Origin of the sequence: Streptomyces sp. N35, from assembly GCF_016464295.1 — a bacterium.
Classification (GTDB): domain Bacteria; phylum Actinomycetota; class Actinomycetes; order Streptomycetales; family Streptomycetaceae; genus Streptomyces.
This window is the reverse complement of the sequence record NZ_JAEIMH010000008.1, coordinates 1-16,934: the sequence shown is the minus strand read 5'-3', so window position 1 is coordinate 16,934 and position 16,934 is coordinate 1. Positions and strand designations below refer to the sequence as shown.

Sequence of the window (16,934 nt, the reverse complement as noted above, 5' to 3'; positions counted from 1 at the left end):
CCCGACACCCATTCGGCCATGACCAGCGAAGACTAGCGGCCCTCGGTGCGGTCGACGGCGGGAGTGGCAGGTGCCGCGTCCCTGCCCTGGGGCGACTGCCCTCCCGGCGAGCTCCGTGAAGTGCCCTTCGGCTGGGCCGACTTGGCGTGGAGAAGGTGCGCGCCCGGCAAGTTTCTCCTTTCTGTGGACAAAGTATGGACGCTCGGCGACACCATCCCTACGCTGAGCGTCGCCCAGCCACAGAAGTCTGCGTTGACCACAGCGGAACCATGCAGGAGGAACCGTGGAGCCACGCCCCGCGCGCATATCCCGCACCAGCCGCCGCAGAGCCCGAAGAACCACCGGCCTTCTGCTGACCGCTCTCCTCGCGGGCGCGCTCGCCGCGCCCGCGCATGCCGAAGAACGCGACGACCCCCGCCCCTTCGCCGATCTCCCCCCACAGGAACCCGGCGTCACCCTCCGTGTGTTCGACGTGCAGGCGCGGCTCGAGAAGATCTGCGATCTCAAGCCGGCCCAGACGCCGAACGTCGACAAGCTGATCCCGGCCGCCGACTGGACCTCGACCGAGGGCTTCGGATTCTCCGACAACTTCGTCAGCCAGATCCTCGGCAATCTCAACGTCCCCGAGGCCGGCAGCTACGGCTTCCGGCTCATCAGTGACGACGGCTCCCGGCTCTTCCTCGGCGACCAGCAGGTCATCGACCACGACGGGCTGCACGGAGCCGAGCCCAAGGACGGCGAGATCACCCTCGACGCCGGATATACGGCACTGAGGATCGACCACTTCGACGCGGGCGGCGGTCAGCAGGTCACCCTCCAGTGGAAGCCGCCCGGCGCGAGCGGCTACACCACCGTGCCGGGCTCCGTGCTCAGCACGGACGCCGGCGTCGTACGGGTCACGGCGCCCGGACGCAAGGAGTGCGAGGGGACGTACGACACCCCGGGTGACGGGCTGCCGCTGACCGAGGTCAACCCCGGCTACCAGCTCACCGATCTGCGGCCCGAGGGCTTCGAACCGCAGGTGTCCGCGATGGACTGGCTGCCCGACGGCCGCCTCGCGATCACGACCTGGGGCGGCAGCACCGAGACCAAGGGCGAGGTGTACCTGCTCGACAACGTTGCCGGGACGACCGGGCCCGACAAGGTCACGTACAAGAAGATCGCCGAGGGGCTCAAGGAGCCGATGGGGATCAAGCATGTGGACGGCAAGCTGTACGTGTCCGAGAAGCACCAGCTCACCGAGCTCTCCGACACCGACGGTGACGATGTCGTCGACGCGACGAAGAAGATCGCCGAATGGCCCTACGGCGGGAACTTCCACGAGTTCGCCTTCGGGCTGCTCTACGACAAGGGCGACTTCTATCTGAACCTGTCCGTGGCGATCAACTACGGCGGCGCCACGACCGATCCGCAGCCCGCGCCGAACCGCGGCACCACGATCAAGGTCAACAAGGCCACCGGCAAGGTCAGTTACCTCGCGGGCGGTCTGCGGACCCCGAACGGGATCGGGCGCGGTCCGGGGGGTGACCTGTTCGTCACCGACAACCAGGGCGGCTGGCTGCCGGCCTCCAAGCTGATGCACATCAAGCAGGACCGGTTCTTCAACCACTACATGAACCCGGACGGCCCGTTCGACGACCAGCCCGTCAGCAAGCCGGCGCTCTGGCTGCCGCAGAACGAGATCGCCAACTCGCCCTCCACACCTCTGCAGTTGAAGAAGGGCCCCTTCGCCGGGCAGATGCTGTTCGGTGATGTGACTTACGGCGGACTGCAGCGCGCCGACCTGGAGAAGGTCGACGGCCAGTACCAGGGCGCGGTCTTCCGGCACACCCAGGGGCTCGAGTCCGGGATCACGCGGATCAGCGAGGGCCCCGACGGAGCGCTCTATGCCGGCGGTCTCGGGGCCGACGGCAACTGGGGGCAGACCGGCAAGCTGCGGTTCGGACTGCAGAAGCTGACGCCCAACGGCAAGACGGCCTTCGACATCAAGACGATGCGCGCCACCCGCGACGGCTTCGAACTCACCTACACCAAGCCCCTGTCGGACGAGACCGCGGCCAAGCTGACCGACGGCGCCTACGCGGTCGAGCAGTGGCGGTACGCGCCGAGCCCGGCGTACGGCGGCCCCAAGGTCGACGAGGAGTCCCTGCCGGTCACCAAGGCCACGCTGTCGGACGACCGGCGCAAGGTACGGCTGACCATCCCGGGCCTGCGGTCCGACCGGGTCGTGCATGTGCGGTCGCCGCGGCCGTTCTCCGCCGACGGGGGCGAGCAGCTGTGGTCCACCGAGGCCTGGTACACACTCAACTCCAAGCCGGGCCCTGACAATCCGGTGACCACGTACGACGCGGAGTCCGCGGAGCGCGGCGGCAGCGCCGGGGTCGACACCGAGCACGCCGGATTCACCGGCAGCGGCTTCGTCGACGGGTTCGGTGAACAGGGTGCCTCGGCGAGCTTCTCGGTGAACGCCGAGGAGGCGGGCGCGTACGACGTCGGCCTGCGGTACGCCAACGGTCCGCACCCTGCACCCGGCACGAAGACCGTCTCCGTGTCGGTGAACGGCGGCGATCCGCGGCGGATCGACCTGCCCACCACGGTCGAGTGGAACCGCTGGTCCACGCGGACCGAGCGGCTGAACCTCCGCGCGGGCCGCAACACGATCACGTACGCCGTGCGCGAGGGCGACACCGGTCACGTCAACCTCGACGCGATCGACCTCCGCAAGCCGGGGGAGCGCCGGCAGCTCTTCGACGGCGGCAGCATCGCCGCGGCCTGGCAGCACACCGACGGCCGCAGCCCCGAGTGGCCGCACACCGCCGAGAAGTCCATGGAGGTCTGCTGCGGTGATCTGCGGACCAAGGAGTCCTTCAAGGACTTCAAGATGCACGTCGAGTTCCGCGTCCCGAAGCTGCCGGACGACGTGACCGGTCAGAACCGCGGCAACAGCGGGGTGTACATCCAGGAGCGGTACGAGGTGCAGATCCTCGACTCGTTCGGGGACACCACCCCCGCGAACAACGAAGCCGGCGCGATCTATCTGAAGAAGCCCGCCGACCTCAATATGTCCACCGCGCCCGAGACCTGGCAGTCCTACGACATCACCTTCCGCGCCGCACGCTTCGACGCGGACGGCAAGAAGACGGAGGACGCCCGGATCACGGTGATCTGGAACGGCCGCAAGGTCCACGACAACGTCGCGATCGACGGTCCCACGGGCGCGGGTCTGCCCGAGAACCCGGCCGCCGGCGCGATCAAGCTGCAGGACCACGGCAACAAGGTGCGGTTCCGGAACGTGTGGGTGGAGCCGCTGAACTGACCTGAGCGTGCGGGTCCGGGACTTTGGTCCCGGGCCCGCACGCGCGGCGCCGGGGCCGACGGGACTTCTGCCGGACCAAATGATCGATCAAACGGTGTGCAATGGAGAGGTAGCTTCCCTCACTGTCGCCGGGAGTCTGTCGTGGGCGTCGTCGAAAAGCGCGGGTACTGCACTCTGTGCAAGTCCCGCTGTGGCGCGATCTTCACCGTCGAGGACGGCCGCCTCACCGGCGTACGCCCCGACCCGGACCATCCGACGGGCGCCGCGATGTGCCCCAAGGGCCGCGCCGCCCCGGAGATCGCGCACAGTACCCGCCGGCTGACCACGCCGCTGCGGCGTACGAACCCCAAGTCCGACCCCGACCCGGGCTGGGAGCCCGTCACCTGGGACGAGGCACTGGACGACATCGCGGCCCGGCTCACCGCGCTCGCCGCCGAGACCGGCCCCGAGTCCGTGGCCTTCGGGGTGGCGACCCCGAGCGGCACGATGGTGTCGGACGCCACCGAGTGGATCGAGCGGTTCGTCCGCGGGTTCGGCAGCCCGAACACCGTCTACAGCGCCGAGCTCTGCAACTGGCACAAGGACGTCGCGCACACCTTCACCTTCGGCACCCCGCTGCCGCCGCCGGACTACGCCCACGCCGACCTCGCGCTGCTGTGGGGCTTCAACCCGGCCAAGACCTGGCTCGCTCAGTCCGCCGCCGTCTCCGCCGCCCAGGCCGGCGGTATGAAGCTCGCTGTGATCGACCCCCGCCGCTCGACGAGCGCTTTGCAGGCCGACCACTGGCTGCGCATCCGCCCCGGCACGGACGCGGCACTCGCGCTCGGTCTCGCGCACCTGCTCATCCAACAGGGCTGGTACGACGAGGAGTTCGTGCGCGCCTGGACCAACGGGCCTTTGCTGGTACGGGAGGACGACGGCACCTTCCTCAGGGCCGCCGACTTCCTCGAAGGCGCCGGGGGCTATGTGGTCTGGAACGAGGAGACCGGCGCCGCGGAGACCTACGACACCCGCAGGCCGGCCGGCCGCCCCGGCCGTTTCGCGTTGCGCGGCACCCGCTACGTACCGACGCTCACCGGCGGGGTCACCTGCGTCCCCGCCTTCCAGCACTACGCGGACGCCTGCGCCGAGTGGACGCCGGAGCGTGTCGCCCGGACGACCTGGATCCCCGAGCGGGAGATCCGCGAGCTCGCCGAGCGGATCGGCAAGGCCGAGTCCGTGGCGTACTACGGCTGGACGGGCGTCGCCCAGAGCGAGAACGCCACCCAGACCGAACGCGCCCTCGCCACGCTCTACGCGCTCACCGGCTCGTACGACACCAAGGGCGGCAACCACGTCGCGCCCCCGCCGCCCTACCGTCCCGCCGCCGGACAGCTCGCGCCCGAGCAGCGCGCCAAGGCCCTCGGCCTCGACCGCCACCCGCTGGGCCCGCAGGCCTCGGGCTACATCAACGCCGGCGACCTGTGCCGGGCCATCGAGGACCAAGACCCCTATCCCGTACGGGCGTTGGTCGGCTTCGGCGCGAACCTGGTCGTCGCCCAGCCCGACTCCGAACGGGTCGCGCGGGCGCTGGCGCGGCTGGACTTCCAGGTCCATCTCGACCTCTTCGAGAACCCCACCAGCGCGACCGCCGACTACCTCCTCCCGGTCAACAGCGCGTACGAGAGGGAGGGTCTGCGCTTCGGCTTCGAGATCGGGCACCGCGCCCAGGAGCAGGTGCAGCTGCGGCCCCGGCTGGTCGAGCCGCAGGGCGAGGCGCGCTCCGACACGGAGGTCGTGTTCGCCCTCGCCTGCCGGATGGGGATGGGGGAGCTGTTCTTCGACGGCGACATCGAGGCCGCCTGGAACTGGCAGCTCGAACCCCTCGGTCTGACCGCCGAGGCCCTGCGCGAACAGCCCGGCGGGGTACGGATTCCCCGGCCGGCCGCCTACCGCAAGTACACCCGGGACGGCTTCGCCACCCCGACCCGCCGCGTCGAGCTGTACTCGGAGCGGCTGCTCGCGCACGGCTACCCCGCCGTCCCCGCGCACCGCGAACCGGCCGCTCCGGAACCGGAGTTCCCGCTCGTCCTGACCAACGCCAAGCACGGCTACTTCGTGCACAGCCAGCAGCGCGGCCTGACCACCCTGCGCCGCCGCGCCGCCGACCCGTGTCTGGACCTCAGCCCCGAGGCGGCCGTGGCCCGCGGGATCGCCGAAGGCCAGTGGGTCGAACTCGCCACCCGCCGCGGCTCCATCCGGCTGCGCGCCCGCTTCGACGCGTCACTCCACCCGTCCGTCGTGGTGGGCGAATACGGCTGGTGGCAAGCGGCCACGGACCTCGCGCTGCCAGCCGCCGATCCGCTGAGCGCACTCGGCAGCAACTACAACCGGCTCGTCGACCACACCACGGCCGACCCGCTCAGCGGCTCCGTACCGCTGCGCTCCCAGATCTGCGATGTACGGCCGCTGCCCGGCGACGAAGCCTGGACGGACCGCCGTACCTTCACCGTCACCGCCTGCGGTCAGGAAGGACGCGGCGTACGCACCCTGTCCCTGGCCCCGGTGGACGGCGGCCGGCTGCCCGACTACCGGCCCGGCCAGCATCTGACCGTACGCCCCCAGGGACAGGACGACCTCGCGCGCAGCTACTCACTGACCGGCCCCGCGATCGACGCCGACCGCGCCGTCTACACCCTCGCCGTCCGCCGGATCGCCGAGGGCGTCTTCTCCACGTACGCCCATGACGAGCTGCGCATCGGCGACCGGCTCGAACTCGCCGCGCCCGGCGGTGTGTTCAGCATCCCCACGCACACCGACACCCCCGTGGTCCTGGTCGCGGGCGGGATCGGCATCACCCCGTTCCTCAGCTACCTGGAGACGCTCGCCGCGACGGGCGGCATCGTCCCCGAGGTGGTGCTGCACTACGGCAACGCACATGGCTCGGATCACCCGTTCCGCGAGCGGCTGCGGGAACTCGGGGCGCGTATCCCCCGGCTGCGGATCGTCGACTACTACGCCAACCCCTTCCCGTACGAGAAGGAAGGCGTCGACTACGACCGGCGCGGGTTCATCGGGGTGCACGACATCGCACCGCACGCGATGGTCTCGGGGCGGGCCCGCTTCTACTTCTGCGGCCCCGAGCCGATGATCGAGACGCTGACCGCCGGGCTGCGGGAGCGGGGCGTGCCGCGCTTCGAGATCTTCAGCGAGAAGTTCCGCCCGGCCCGGCGCGAGGTCACCGTCCCCGAAGACGCCCGCTTCACCGTGCGGTTCGCCCGCTCGGGGCGCGAGGTGGAGTGGACGGCGGGCGACGGCACGCTGCTCGAACTGGGCGAGCGGGCCGGGGTGAAGCTGAACTCCGGCTGCCGCGTCGGCCAGTGCGAGAGCTGCGCATGCGCGGTCCTGAAGGGAGACGTCGCGCATCGTGTCGTACCGTCGGACGATCTTTTGCCGTCGGATGCGCTGACGTGTCAGTCGGTGCCTCTCACGGATGTGGTGCTGGACGCGTAGCTCCGGGCGCCGCTCAGCCGAACCCGCGGGCGTCCTGCTTCAGCGCGGTGTCGACCGTGAGGGCCGTCGCCACGACCAGGCTCAGGAGCGGGTCCTGGAGAGGGCGGTGGATCTGCAGGACGTAGTTGTCCGCCGTGGTGAACATCGTCTTCGCGAGGCCCTCCCACGTCTTGGTGATCCGGGCTATCTCCGTGTCGGTGTGGTCGACGATCGAGAAGTTCCAGGCGCGCCAGTTCTCCGCCTTGATGGCGCCGATCTGCTGCCCGTTCACCACCATCGCGAAGTTGATCTTTCCGATGGCGTTCTGCTGGACGATCTCGCCGATCGGCTGCCCGTTCGGGGCCTCGACGATCACTCGCGACTTCACGAACTTGGCCGGGCGCGTGAGGCGCATGACCGGCTGGCCGTACGCGTCGCGGATCTCCAGCTTGTGCGTCATGAACTGGTCGACGCTGGCGACGAAACGCAGCACCTTGCGGGCCGCGGACTGGCCGACCTGGACGACCGAGCCGAGGGTGTTGCCCTGCTGGTCGTAGACGGCGTACTCGTTGGTGAGCTCGACCAGCTTGGCCTTCTGGTTCACCACGAGCACCGGCTCGCTGAACAGGGTGCCGCCGCCTTGGCCGGTGGGGGCGAGGCCCGCCTGCTGCTGGACCTGGCGCTGGACCTGGTGCTGGTCGTAAGGGCTCGCCTGGGGCGGCACCTGTCCCTCTCCCTGGGCGGGGGAGGTGTGGGCGGTCCACTGGTGGCCGTCCCACCAGCGGAGAGTCTGGGGGGTGCCCTGGGGGTCGGCGTACCAGCCGGGGGGTGTCTGCGTTGTCACGGGCGCAATGTAACTCGGGGGCGGGGGATCGGTTGAGGCCGGGGACTGTGCTCTTTGTCGCATCGGCGCAGGCAGGTGGGTGCCCCGGCTCAGTTCTCGAACGCTCCGAGGATGCGTTCCGCCGCCAGCGTCGGAGTCAACTCGCCCTCCCGCACCAGCCGTTCAAGCCCCGGCGCGACCTCCCGTACCGCCGGATGCGCCTGAAGCCGGCCGAGGAGCTCCTCGCGGACCATCGACCAGGTCCAGTCGACCTGCTGCGAGCGGCGCTTGTCGGCCAGGCGGCCGGTGGACTCCAGGAGCGTGCGGTGCTGCTCCAGACGGTCCCAGACCGCGTCGAGTCCGGTCGATTCGCGAGCGCTGCAGCTCAGGACCGGCGGGGTCCACGCCGCGTCGGCCGGGTGCATGAGCCGCAGCGCACCCGCCAGCTCCCGCGCCGCCGCCTTCGCGTCGCGCTCGTGCGGGCCGTCCGCCTTGTTGATGGCGAGGACGTCGGCCAGCTCGAGGACACCCTTCTTGATGCCCTGCAGCTGGTCGCCGGTCCTCGCGAGAGACAGCAGCAGGAAGGAGTCGACCATGTTCGCGACGGCCGTCTCCGACTGCCCGACGCCGACGGTCTCGACGAGCACGATGTCGTAGCCGGCCGCCTCCATCACGACCATCGACTCGCGGGTCGCCTTGGCCACGCCGCCCAGCGTTCCGGCCGAAGGGGAGGGGCGCACGAAGGCCGCGGGGTCGACGGAGAGTCGTTCCATGCGGGTCTTGTCGCCGAGGATCGAGCCTCCGGTGCGGGTCGAGGAGGGGTCGACGGCGAGGACCGCCACCCGGTGCCCGAGCCCCGTCAGCATCGTCCCGAACGTGTCGATGAACGTCGACTTGCCGACCCCGGGCACCCCGCTGATCCCGATCCGCCGCGCCTTGCCGCTGTGCGGAAGCAGCTCGGTCAGGAGCTCCTGGGCGAGCGCACGGTGCTGGGGACGGGTGGACTCGACGAGCGTGATCGCGCGTGCGACGAACGCCCGCTTCCCGTCGAGTACACCCTTGACGTACGCATCCAGATCGATCCTCGGCATGAACTGACCGTGCCTCCGCCTGATCTCTTCACTCGTGCCCGGGCGGCCTATGCGTGCCCGAGCGCTACGGAAAGCCGCTCCACCAGGTCGTACGCCGCGTCCGGAATGACCGTCCCCGGCGGGAAGACCGCGGCCGCGCCCATCTCGAGCAGCGTCGGCACATCCTGCGGCGGGATGACTCCACCCACCACGATCATGATGTCCTCGCGGCCCTCCTCGGCCAGCGCCTCCCGCAGCGCCGGAACGAGCGTGAGGTGTCCGGCGGCCAGCGACGAGACACCGACGATGTGCACGTCCGCCTCGACGGCCTGGCGGGCGACCTCGGCCGGCGTCTGGAACAGCGGGCCGACATCCACGTCGAAGCCCAGATCGGCGAAGGCGGTGGCGATCACCTTCTGGCCGCGGTCGTGGCCGTCCTGGCCCATCTTGGCGACCAGGATGCGCGGCCGCCGGCCCTCGGCCTCGTCGAACGTGTCGACCAGGGCGCGGGTGCGGTCCACGTTCGCCGACTCGCCTGCTTCGTTGCGGTACACGCCGGAGATCGTACGGATCTGGCCCGCGTGCCGCCCGTACACCTTCTCCAGTGCGTCGGAGATCTCGCCCACGGTCGCCTTGGCGCGCGCCGCGTTCACGGCCAGCTCCAGGAGATTGCCCGTGCCCGCCGCGGCCTCGGTGAGTGCTTGCAGAGAGGACTGGCAGGCCCGCTCGTCGCGCTCGGCGCGCAGCCGGCGCAGCTTCTCGATCTGCTGGGTGCGCACCGAGGAGTTGTCGACCTTGAGCACGTCGATCTGCTCGTCGGTGGCGACGCGGTACTTGTTCACGCCGATGACGGGCTGGCGTCCCGAGTCGATACGGGCCTGGGTGCGCGCGGCCGCTTCCTCGACCCGCAGCTTCGGAATGCCCGCGTCGATCGCCTGCGCCATACCGCCGGCCGCCTCGACCTCCTGGATGTGCTGCCAGGCGCGGCGCGCGAGGTCGTACGTCAGCTTCTCGACGTACGCGCTGCCGCCCCACGGGTCGATCGTCCGCGTCGTCCCCGACTCCTGCTGGAGAAGGAGCTGGGTGTTGCGGGCGATGCGCGCCGAGAAGTCGGTCGGCAGGGCCAACGCCTCGTCCAGCGCGTTGGTGTGCAGCGACTGGGTGTGTCCCTGCGTCGCCGCCATCGCCTCCACGCACGTACGCGTCACGTTGTTGAACACGTCCTGCGCGGTCAGCGACCAGCCACTCGTCTGCGAATGGGTGCGCAGGGAGAGGGACTTGGCGTTCTGCGGGTCGAACTGCTTCACCAGCTTCGCCCACAGCAGGCGTGCGGCCCGGAGCTTGGCGACCTCCATGAAGAAGTTCATGCCGATCGCCCAGAAGAAGCTCAGACGAGGGGCGAACGCGTCCACGTCCAGGCCCGCTTCCCGGCCCGCCCGGATGTACTCGACGCCGTCGGCGAGGGTGTACGCCAGCTCCAAGTCGGCCGTCGCGCCCGCCTCTTGGATGTGATAGCCCGAGATGGAGATCGAGTTGTAGCGCGGCATCCGCTGCGAGGTGTACGCGAAGATGTCGGAGATGATCCGCATCGACGGCTTCGGCGGATAGATGTAGGTGTTGCGGACCATGAACTCTTTGAGGATGTCGTTCTGAATGGTCCCCGCGAGCTTCTCGGGCGCAACGCCCTGCTCCTCGGCCGCCACGATGTACAGCGCGAGGATGGGAAGTACCGCGCCGTTCATCGTCATCGACACGGTCATCTTGTCCAGCGGGATGCCGTCGAAGAGCCGGCGCATGTCGAGGATCGAGTCGATCGCCACGCCCGCCATGCCGACATCACCGGTCACGCGCGGGTGGTCGCTGTCGTAACCGCGGTGCGTGGGCAGGTCGAAGGCGACGGAGAGACCCTTCTGACCGGCCGCGAGATTGCGGCGGTAGAAGGCGTTGGACTCCTCGGCCGTGGAGAAACCCGCGTACTGCCGGATCGTCCAGGGCTGGTTGACGTACATCGTCGGGTACGGGCCGCGCAGATACGGTGCCATGCCGGGGTGCGTACCGAGGAAGTCGAGGCCTTCCAGGTCCTCGCCCGTGTACAGCGGCTTGACCGCGATGCCCTCCGGGGTCTCCCAGAGCAGCTCGCCGTCGTCCTTGCCCGTGGACTCCTCAACAGCCCGTCGCCATGCGTCCGTTGAAGACCTGGGCGCCGGGCTCCCGAGGTCGATCCCGGAGAAGTCGGGGATTCCCATCAGGACACTCCCAGGCGGTCGAGGGTGGAGGTGAGGACGTCCACGGCGTTGCAGCCGGCGAAGACAAACGAGTCGACGCCTTCGTACGAGGCGGGCTTCCCGGCGAGGAACACGTACTCGGCGCCGGATGCCCTGAGTTCCGCGGCGGCCCGGACGGCCTGCTCCTCGTACAGCCCGTCGCTGGAGCAGAGGCAGGCGATCCGGGCGCCCGAGGACGCGAACTCCCCGGTGACCGGCTCGATGCCGCCCGCCTGGAAGAGGTTCGCGGCGAAGGTCGCGCGGGCGGTGTGCGCGGCGGCCGGGCCGAGCGTCGCGAGAAAGACCTTCGGACGCTCGCCCTTCTCCCGCAGATACGCGTCCGAGCGGGCGCGCAGATCCTCGTACGCCTCGTCGCGGCTGACCCGCGGAAGGCCACCGGCCGGTGCGGCGGGCGCCGCCTCGCGCTCGACGGGCTTCTCGGCCAGGTGCGGGAACTCGCTGACGCCTGTGATGGGCTCCTTGCGGGTCGCGAGCTTCTTGCTGCGCACGGACCAGGTCTCCGCGATCCGCTCCCGGAGCATTCCCGAGCGCAGGGCCGCCGCCTGGCCGCCCGCGCGCTCGATCTCCTGGAAGAACTCCCAGCCCGCGTGCGCGAGTTGATCGGTGAGCCGCTCGACGTACCAGGAGCCGCCCGCCGGGTCGATCACCCGCGCGAGATGCGACTCCTCGAGCAGGATCGTCGACGTGTTGCGGGCGATACGGCGCGCGAAGGCGTCCGGCAGACCGAGCGCGTGGTCGAAGGGCAGTACGGTCACCGACTCGGCGCCGCCGACGCCGGCGGCCAGCGTCGCGACCGTCGTACGGAGCATGTTCACCCAGGGGTCGCGGCGGCTCATCATCACCGACGAGGTCACCGCGTGCTGCCGCTGCGCGCCCTCGGTGCCGCAGACCTCGGCGACCCGGGCCCAAAGGCGCCGGGCGGCCCGGAACTTGGCGATGGTCAGGAACTGGTCGGCGGTCGCCGCGTAACGGAACTCCAGCTGCCCGACGGCCTGTTCGGCGGTCAGGCCCGCCTCCGTCAGCTCCCGCAGATACGCCACCGCGGTGGCCATCGAGGCGCCCAGCTCCTGCCCGGCCGAGGCGCCCGCCTCGTGGTAGGGCAGAGCGTCGACGGTGAGGGCCCGCAGGTGCGGGAACGGTGCTCGCACCGCGTACTCGGCGACCGGCGCGAAGTCCTGCGTCCGGCCGGTGCGCGCCTCGTACCCGAGCGGATCGCCGCCCAGGTTGCCCCGTACGTCGTCCGCGGGAGTGCCGCGCTCGGTGTGCAGGCGCACCAACTCGGCCGCGGCCCCGGCGAATTGCGCACCGGAGTCGAGCACGATGGGCGCGAGGTCGAGATAGACCCCGTCGAGCGCCCGCGCGAGACCCTCGACGGGCAGTCCGCCCTCGCCGACCGTGAGCCACAGTGAGGTGACACCGTTCTCCAGGTCGCCGAGCAGGGCTTCGTTCGCGCGTACGGGATCGGGGTGGCTGTGCCGCTGTCGTACGTCCCAGCCGCCCCGGGCGTTGCCCTCGGGGCGTGCGCCTCGGACGTACGGCGCGGAACCGGGCAGGCCGGGCGCCGTGTCGGCGGACGTGTACAGGGGCCGGGTGGTGAGCCCGTCCTCGAGTTCGGTGGAGAGGGCATCCTCGGCGGCGTCGCCCGAGACTTCCTTGCCCGACTTGCGCAGTACGCCTTCCACGAGGCGCTGCCACTGCTCATGGGTCGCATCAGGGAACTCGGCGGCCAGGGAGAGCCCGTCGTCAGGCAGGACCGTCATGCTCGGATGTTAGCCGTCGTTAGCAAAGGAGCAGCAGGGGGCAGGGCTGTGACCTTGCCCTCTCCTGGCGGGGGTTGATCCTTCGCGCGTTCTGGACTACTGGCAGGTAACCGGTGTGATCACGGTCGTGCGCGGCGTCTGGCGCGGGCCGCCGCCCGGGTGCGTGCCGCCGTTCCGGGCGGCACGCGGCGATGCCGCAGCCAGGCCGGACGCGGTACGGGCATGGGGTCGATCGGGCCGCCCTTGCGGTGCTCCAGACGGATGCCGTGGAAGACGAGCCGGGTCAGGCCGAACGCGATCAGGGCCTCGGCCCAGTAGAAGGCGCCGTAGTCGAGCAGCGAACCGTTCGGCGGCGATCCGGGCGCGGCGCCCCGCAGCCCCACCAGGGCGAACAGGCTCGCGGCCATCCAGCCGAGCGCGGGCCACACCAGGCCGCGCCGCTGGCGTACGACCAGACCGCAGGCGACCACGACCGAGAGGCCGATGGCCCAGAACGCCCCGGCCATGAACCACGCCATCAGGAACGTGCTGTGCGAGCGCCGCACCTGGCTGTCGACCTCGGCCACGCCGAAGGCGTACCGGGCAGCGGGGGAGTGCAGCGTGAAGTCCGGGTCCTGGTCCCGCAGCCGCAAGGTGAGCGGGACCTGCGCACCGTCCACGGTGGCGCGCAGGATCAGCGAGGTGCCGTAGCGGTCGAAGGGATAGTCGGAGGAGGTGCCCTCACGCAGCGCCAGCGTCAGATCGCGGACGCGCGAGAGGCTGTGCGCCTTGAAGGTCAGATGCTCCTGGCCCGGCGAATTGGTGATCAGGGTGAGATCCGACCGGGGCCCGCCTGCGGCGTCCGCGTACGCGCCGCGCGGATCCGCCGTGATCCGCACCGCGAGCGTGCGCGCATCGGGGTCGGTGCGGTGGACGGTCGCGCCCACGTCGATACGGTCGGGGGCCTCGGCTGCGCCCACCGTCAGGGCCCGGGTGCGCACGGACCGCTCCTGCAGATACAGGGCGACCCCGAGCGCGAACATCACGCACAGCGCCGCCGCCCCGATCCGCAGCCGCCGCCAGGGCAGCTCGCCGGCCGCCCGCCGCGCGAGCCGGTAGCGCCGGCGCAGGGCGCTCACCGGCTGGAGGGGGTCGACCGCGGCGGGCATACCTCCGATCCTCGGGTGAGGACCGCAGCCGCGCCACGTGAGCACCCGCCGGGCGCGGCCGAGCGGATCAGGTCCTAGCCGAGCTCGTAGTCGAACCAGATCCGGTGCGTGCCGTCCTCGTCGACCGCGATGCCCCCGCTCCCGGTGATCCCCGTCAGCTCCCCGGTGCTGCTCGCCGGGACGATGGCGAAGTACTCGCCGAGCCGCGGGACATCGCCCGTGGTGGTGGCCGCGTGCGCGAAGTTGAAGGTGCCGGAGCGGCCGCCGACCGTGCCCTCGAAGGACTCCATCGCCACATAGGTGCCGATCCCCTTGGCCTGGTCGTACGCGGCGGTGAACAGCGTCGTCGAGCGGCCGGTGATCTCGCCCTCGAAGTGCTTCTCGATGGTGGCCACTCCCACCGGCACGGCCGTGGTCACCTCCTGCGGCACGGCCACCTCGGCGGGCACGAAGGACTTCACGGTGAACGTTCCCGAAGCTCCCGGGGGGCGGATGCGGGGGGGGGCCCCGGACAAACGGGGCGGGGGGGGGACAGGTGACACCCGCCCCCGCCCGGGGGCGGCTCAGGGCATCGACAGCAGGGCGCTGGTGACGACGCGGCGGTCCTGGAGCGGTCTGAGAGCCAGACGTACCAGGGCCAGTGCGTTGTCGTCGCCGGCGATGCGGTTCGAGCTGAGCCGGGCGCACGTCAGACATTGATGGATCAGCATCCATTCGCCGTCCGTCCGTACGGTCAGGCCCAGCGGCTCCATCCGTCCCCGGCAGTCCGCGGCGCGGTCGCCGGGGATGCGGTGGTCGACATGGAGGCTGGTCAGACAGTTCGGGCAATGGTTGCGGTGCGCGGTGCCGGGCGCGACGAGGGAGACGTCGAGCCGGCAGCCCACGCACCGGAAGTCATGGGCCCGATGACGCCCCGCTGTGTGCAGGACGTCCTTGTGGCGCTGCGGCCGGCCGCGCCGGGTGCGGTCGGTGCGCCGGGTGCGGCGTGGCATGGCTGGTCCTCCGAGATCCTCCGGTGAGCGCTACGGGCGTTCAGAGCGTGCCGAACGCTTCGAGCGGGAACGGAGGATCGGCCAGCGGCCGCACGGCCATCCGCATCAGGATGAGCTGGTTGTCGTCCCCGCAGACGGGGTTCGAGGTGAGCTCACCGCAGCGGACGCAGCGGTGGACGAGCGTCCAGTCGCCGGTGCGCAGGACCGCGATGGCGATGGGGCTCATCCGCGATCCGCACGCGGACGGACCGCCCTCGGCCTGGTCGAGGACATGCCGGGGGCGCAGACGGGAGGGGCTGTGGTGGCGCCGTGTGCCGTCGGCGGCCTGCGCCGATACGGCCAGCCCGCCCCGTACGCGGGCGAAGGTGTCGACGCCGAAGGCGCCGGTGGTGTGGTGCTGGTGTGCGAGGTGATCGCTGGACACCCGGGTGCTCCTTGCTGAGGAATGTGCGAGGACAGCAAGAGCAGGCCGAGCGGCCTCGGAGCATCGTGGACGGCGACGTGAACTGCGGGCAGTTACGCGGCGTCGCGAGGCGCGCTCGGCGCAAGGCGGGTCATCAAGACACCTCTTCCATGACAAGGGAGCGAACGGGGTTGTCCGCGGACCAAGCCAACAGGGGCCCACGGTGCCTCGTCCACCGATTTTCCGCGGCGCTCCCTTGAGGACGACAGCTGTCCGCATCGCTCGCTAACGTGCTGGACATGACGGCAGCCAAGAAGACCCAAGGCCCGGTCCTCACCACGCGCGCGCTCAACCGCGCCACTCTGGAACGGCAGTTGCTGCTGCGGCGGCACGACAGGAAGCCCGCGGACGCGGTCGCGCATCTGCTGGGTCTGCAGGCGCAGAACGTCAAGCCGCCCTACTTCGCGCTGGCGGCACGGCTCGACGGCTTCGAGCCCGAGGAGTTCTCGGCGCTGATGGCCTCCCGTGAGCTCGTACGGATCGTCACGATGCGCTCCACGATCCACACCCACACCGCGGACGACGCGCTCGCCCTGCGCGGCCTGGTGCAGCCCGCGCGCACCCGTGAGCTGAACATGTTCCGCAAGGGTCTGGTCGGCGTCGACCTCGATCAACTCGTCGTACGCGCGAAGGAGCTGGTGGAGGAGCGGCCGCGCACGCTCAAGGAGATCCGTGAGGCGCTCCTGGAGCGCTGGCCGGACGCCGACCCGCAGGCGCTGGGCATCGCGGCCCGCTGCTCGCTGCCGCTGGTGCAGGTCACGCCACGCGGGCTGTGGCGGCAGAGCGGCCAGGTCTCCCTGACGACGCTCACGCACTGGCTGGGCAGGGACGACGGGCAGGAAGCGGCGCCGGACGAGACGGTCCTGCGGTACCTCGCCGCGTTCGGCCCCGCGTCCGTCAAGGACTTCCAGACCTGGGCGGGCCTGACCCGTATGCGCGAGGTCTTCGAGCGGCTGCGCCCCGGCCTGCTGACCTTCCGCGACGAGAACGGCGTCGAGCTCTTCGACCTCCCGGGCGCGCCCCGCCCGGACGAGGACACCCCCGCCCCGGCGCGGCTGCTCCCCGAGTTCGACAACCTGCTGCTCTCGCACGCCGACCGCAGCCGGGTGGTGCCGCCCGAGTACAAGGGCCGTACCTGGCTGGGCAACTTCGCCTGGAGCGTCTTCCTGGTCGACGGCTTCCTCGCGGGCGTCTGGAAGCTGGTGGAGGACAAGGAGTCGTCGACGATCAGCTTCGAGGCCTTCGGCAAGCTCACCGAGGCGCAGCGGGCCGAACTCGACGCCGAGGCGGTGCGGTTGCTCGAAGGCCCGCTGGGGACGGGCCTGCCGTACGACATCCGTTACGAGAAGGTGGTGGGCGTCTAAAGGCTGTTGCAGAAGGCTCTGATCTGGGCATTTCCTGTGTATGGCTGGGGTGTTGAGGGCTGAACGGGTGTGGGTGGAGACGTTCTCGGGGCTGCGGATGCGGCATTTGATGGGCTGCTGAAGGTGGTGCGTGAACGAGGCGGGAACGGTCCCGGCGGCGGCCGTCCGTGGTGCCTGCCGTTGGCGGATCGGGTGCTGTTGGTGGCCGTCTATTACCGCACGAACCTGACCATGCGGCAGCT

11 protein-coding genes and 1 pseudogene are annotated in these 16,934 nt (G+C 70.6%); 4 read left to right on the top strand and 8 right to left on the bottom strand.

Translation table 11 applies throughout. The annotated features are described in order from the left end of the window. Nucleotides 1–283: 283 nt before the first annotated feature. Together JAO81_RS06605 and JAO81_RS06600 are read left to right on the top strand one after the other, a co-directional pair. Nucleotides 284–3,316, top strand: a complete 3,033-nt coding sequence (locus JAO81_RS06605; RefSeq protein WP_307813190.1) for a family 16 glycoside hydrolase — start codon at nt 284–286, stop codon at nt 3,314–3,316. Nucleotides 3,317–3,457: 141 nt separating this feature from the next. Further along, nucleotides 3,458–6,808, top strand: a complete 3,351-nt coding sequence (locus JAO81_RS06600) for a molybdopterin-dependent oxidoreductase (RefSeq protein ID WP_199546821.1) — start codon at nt 3,458–3,460, stop codon at nt 6,806–6,808. Between the two features lie 13 nt (nt 6,809–6,821). Here the strand turns inward: JAO81_RS06600 and JAO81_RS06595 are convergent, their stop codons facing one another. The 8 genes from JAO81_RS06595 to JAO81_RS06560 form a co-directional block, all read right to left on the bottom strand. Further along, nucleotides 6,822–7,631: a phospholipid scramblase-related protein gene (locus JAO81_RS06595; RefSeq protein ID WP_199546820.1), complete on the bottom strand. Its 810-nt coding sequence runs from the start codon at nt 7,629–7,631 to the stop codon at nt 6,822–6,824. A gap of 89 nt (nt 7,632–7,720) precedes the next feature. Continuing rightward, nucleotides 7,721–8,701 carry a methylmalonyl Co-A mutase-associated GTPase MeaB gene (meaB, locus tag JAO81_RS06590; RefSeq protein WP_199546819.1) on the bottom strand — a complete coding sequence of 327 codons (981 nt, stop codon included), beginning with the start codon at nt 8,699–8,701 and terminating at the stop codon, nt 7,721–7,723. A gap of 47 nt (nt 8,702–8,748) precedes the next feature. Beyond that, nucleotides 8,749–10,926, bottom strand: coding sequence for a methylmalonyl-CoA mutase (gene scpA / locus JAO81_RS06585; protein ID WP_199546818.1), 2,178 nt, complete (start codon nt 10,924–10,926; stop codon nt 8,749–8,751). Then, entirely contained in the window at nt 10,926–12,725 is a 1,800-nt protein-coding gene (locus JAO81_RS06580) for a methylmalonyl-CoA mutase subunit beta (protein ID WP_199546817.1), read from the bottom strand. The genes scpA and JAO81_RS06580 overlap by 1 nt, the downstream gene beginning before the upstream one ends. Nucleotides 12,726–12,844: 119 nt before the next feature. Further along, nucleotides 12,845–13,873, bottom strand: coding sequence for a DUF4436 family protein (locus JAO81_RS06575; RefSeq protein ID WP_199546816.1), 1,029 nt, complete (start codon nt 13,871–13,873; stop codon nt 12,845–12,847). A gap of 74 nt (nt 13,874–13,947) precedes the next feature. Then, the gene (locus JAO81_RS06570; RefSeq protein WP_199546924.1) at nt 13,948–14,367 is read right to left on the bottom strand and encodes a DUF3224 domain-containing protein; all 420 of its coding nucleotides are present in this window, start codon (nt 14,365–14,367) and stop codon (nt 13,948–13,950) included. Nucleotides 14,368–14,436: 69 nt separating this feature from the next. Continuing rightward, nucleotides 14,437–14,865 (bottom strand): RNHCP domain-containing protein, encoded by a 429-nt coding sequence (locus JAO81_RS06565; RefSeq protein ID WP_199546815.1) that lies wholly within the window; start codon nt 14,863–14,865, stop codon nt 14,437–14,439. A 40-nt stretch (nt 14,866–14,905) separates the two neighbouring features. Next, on the bottom strand, nt 14,906–15,289 hold the full coding sequence (locus tag JAO81_RS06560; protein ID WP_199546814.1) for an RNHCP domain-containing protein: 384 nt from the start codon (nt 15,287–15,289) through the stop codon (nt 14,906–14,908). 278 nt (nt 15,290–15,567) lie between these two features. On the opposite strand from JAO81_RS06560, the gene JAO81_RS06555 reads away from it, so the two are divergent. Both JAO81_RS06555 and JAO81_RS42285 read left to right on the top strand, forming a co-directional pair. Next, entirely contained in the window at nt 15,568–16,692 is a 1,125-nt protein-coding gene (locus JAO81_RS06555) for a winged helix DNA-binding domain-containing protein (protein WP_199546813.1), read from the top strand. A gap of 40 nt (nt 16,693–16,732) precedes the next feature. After that, nucleotides 16,733–16,934 (top strand): annotated as a pseudogene (locus tag JAO81_RS42285) (IS5/IS1182 family transposase); the annotation flags it as partial.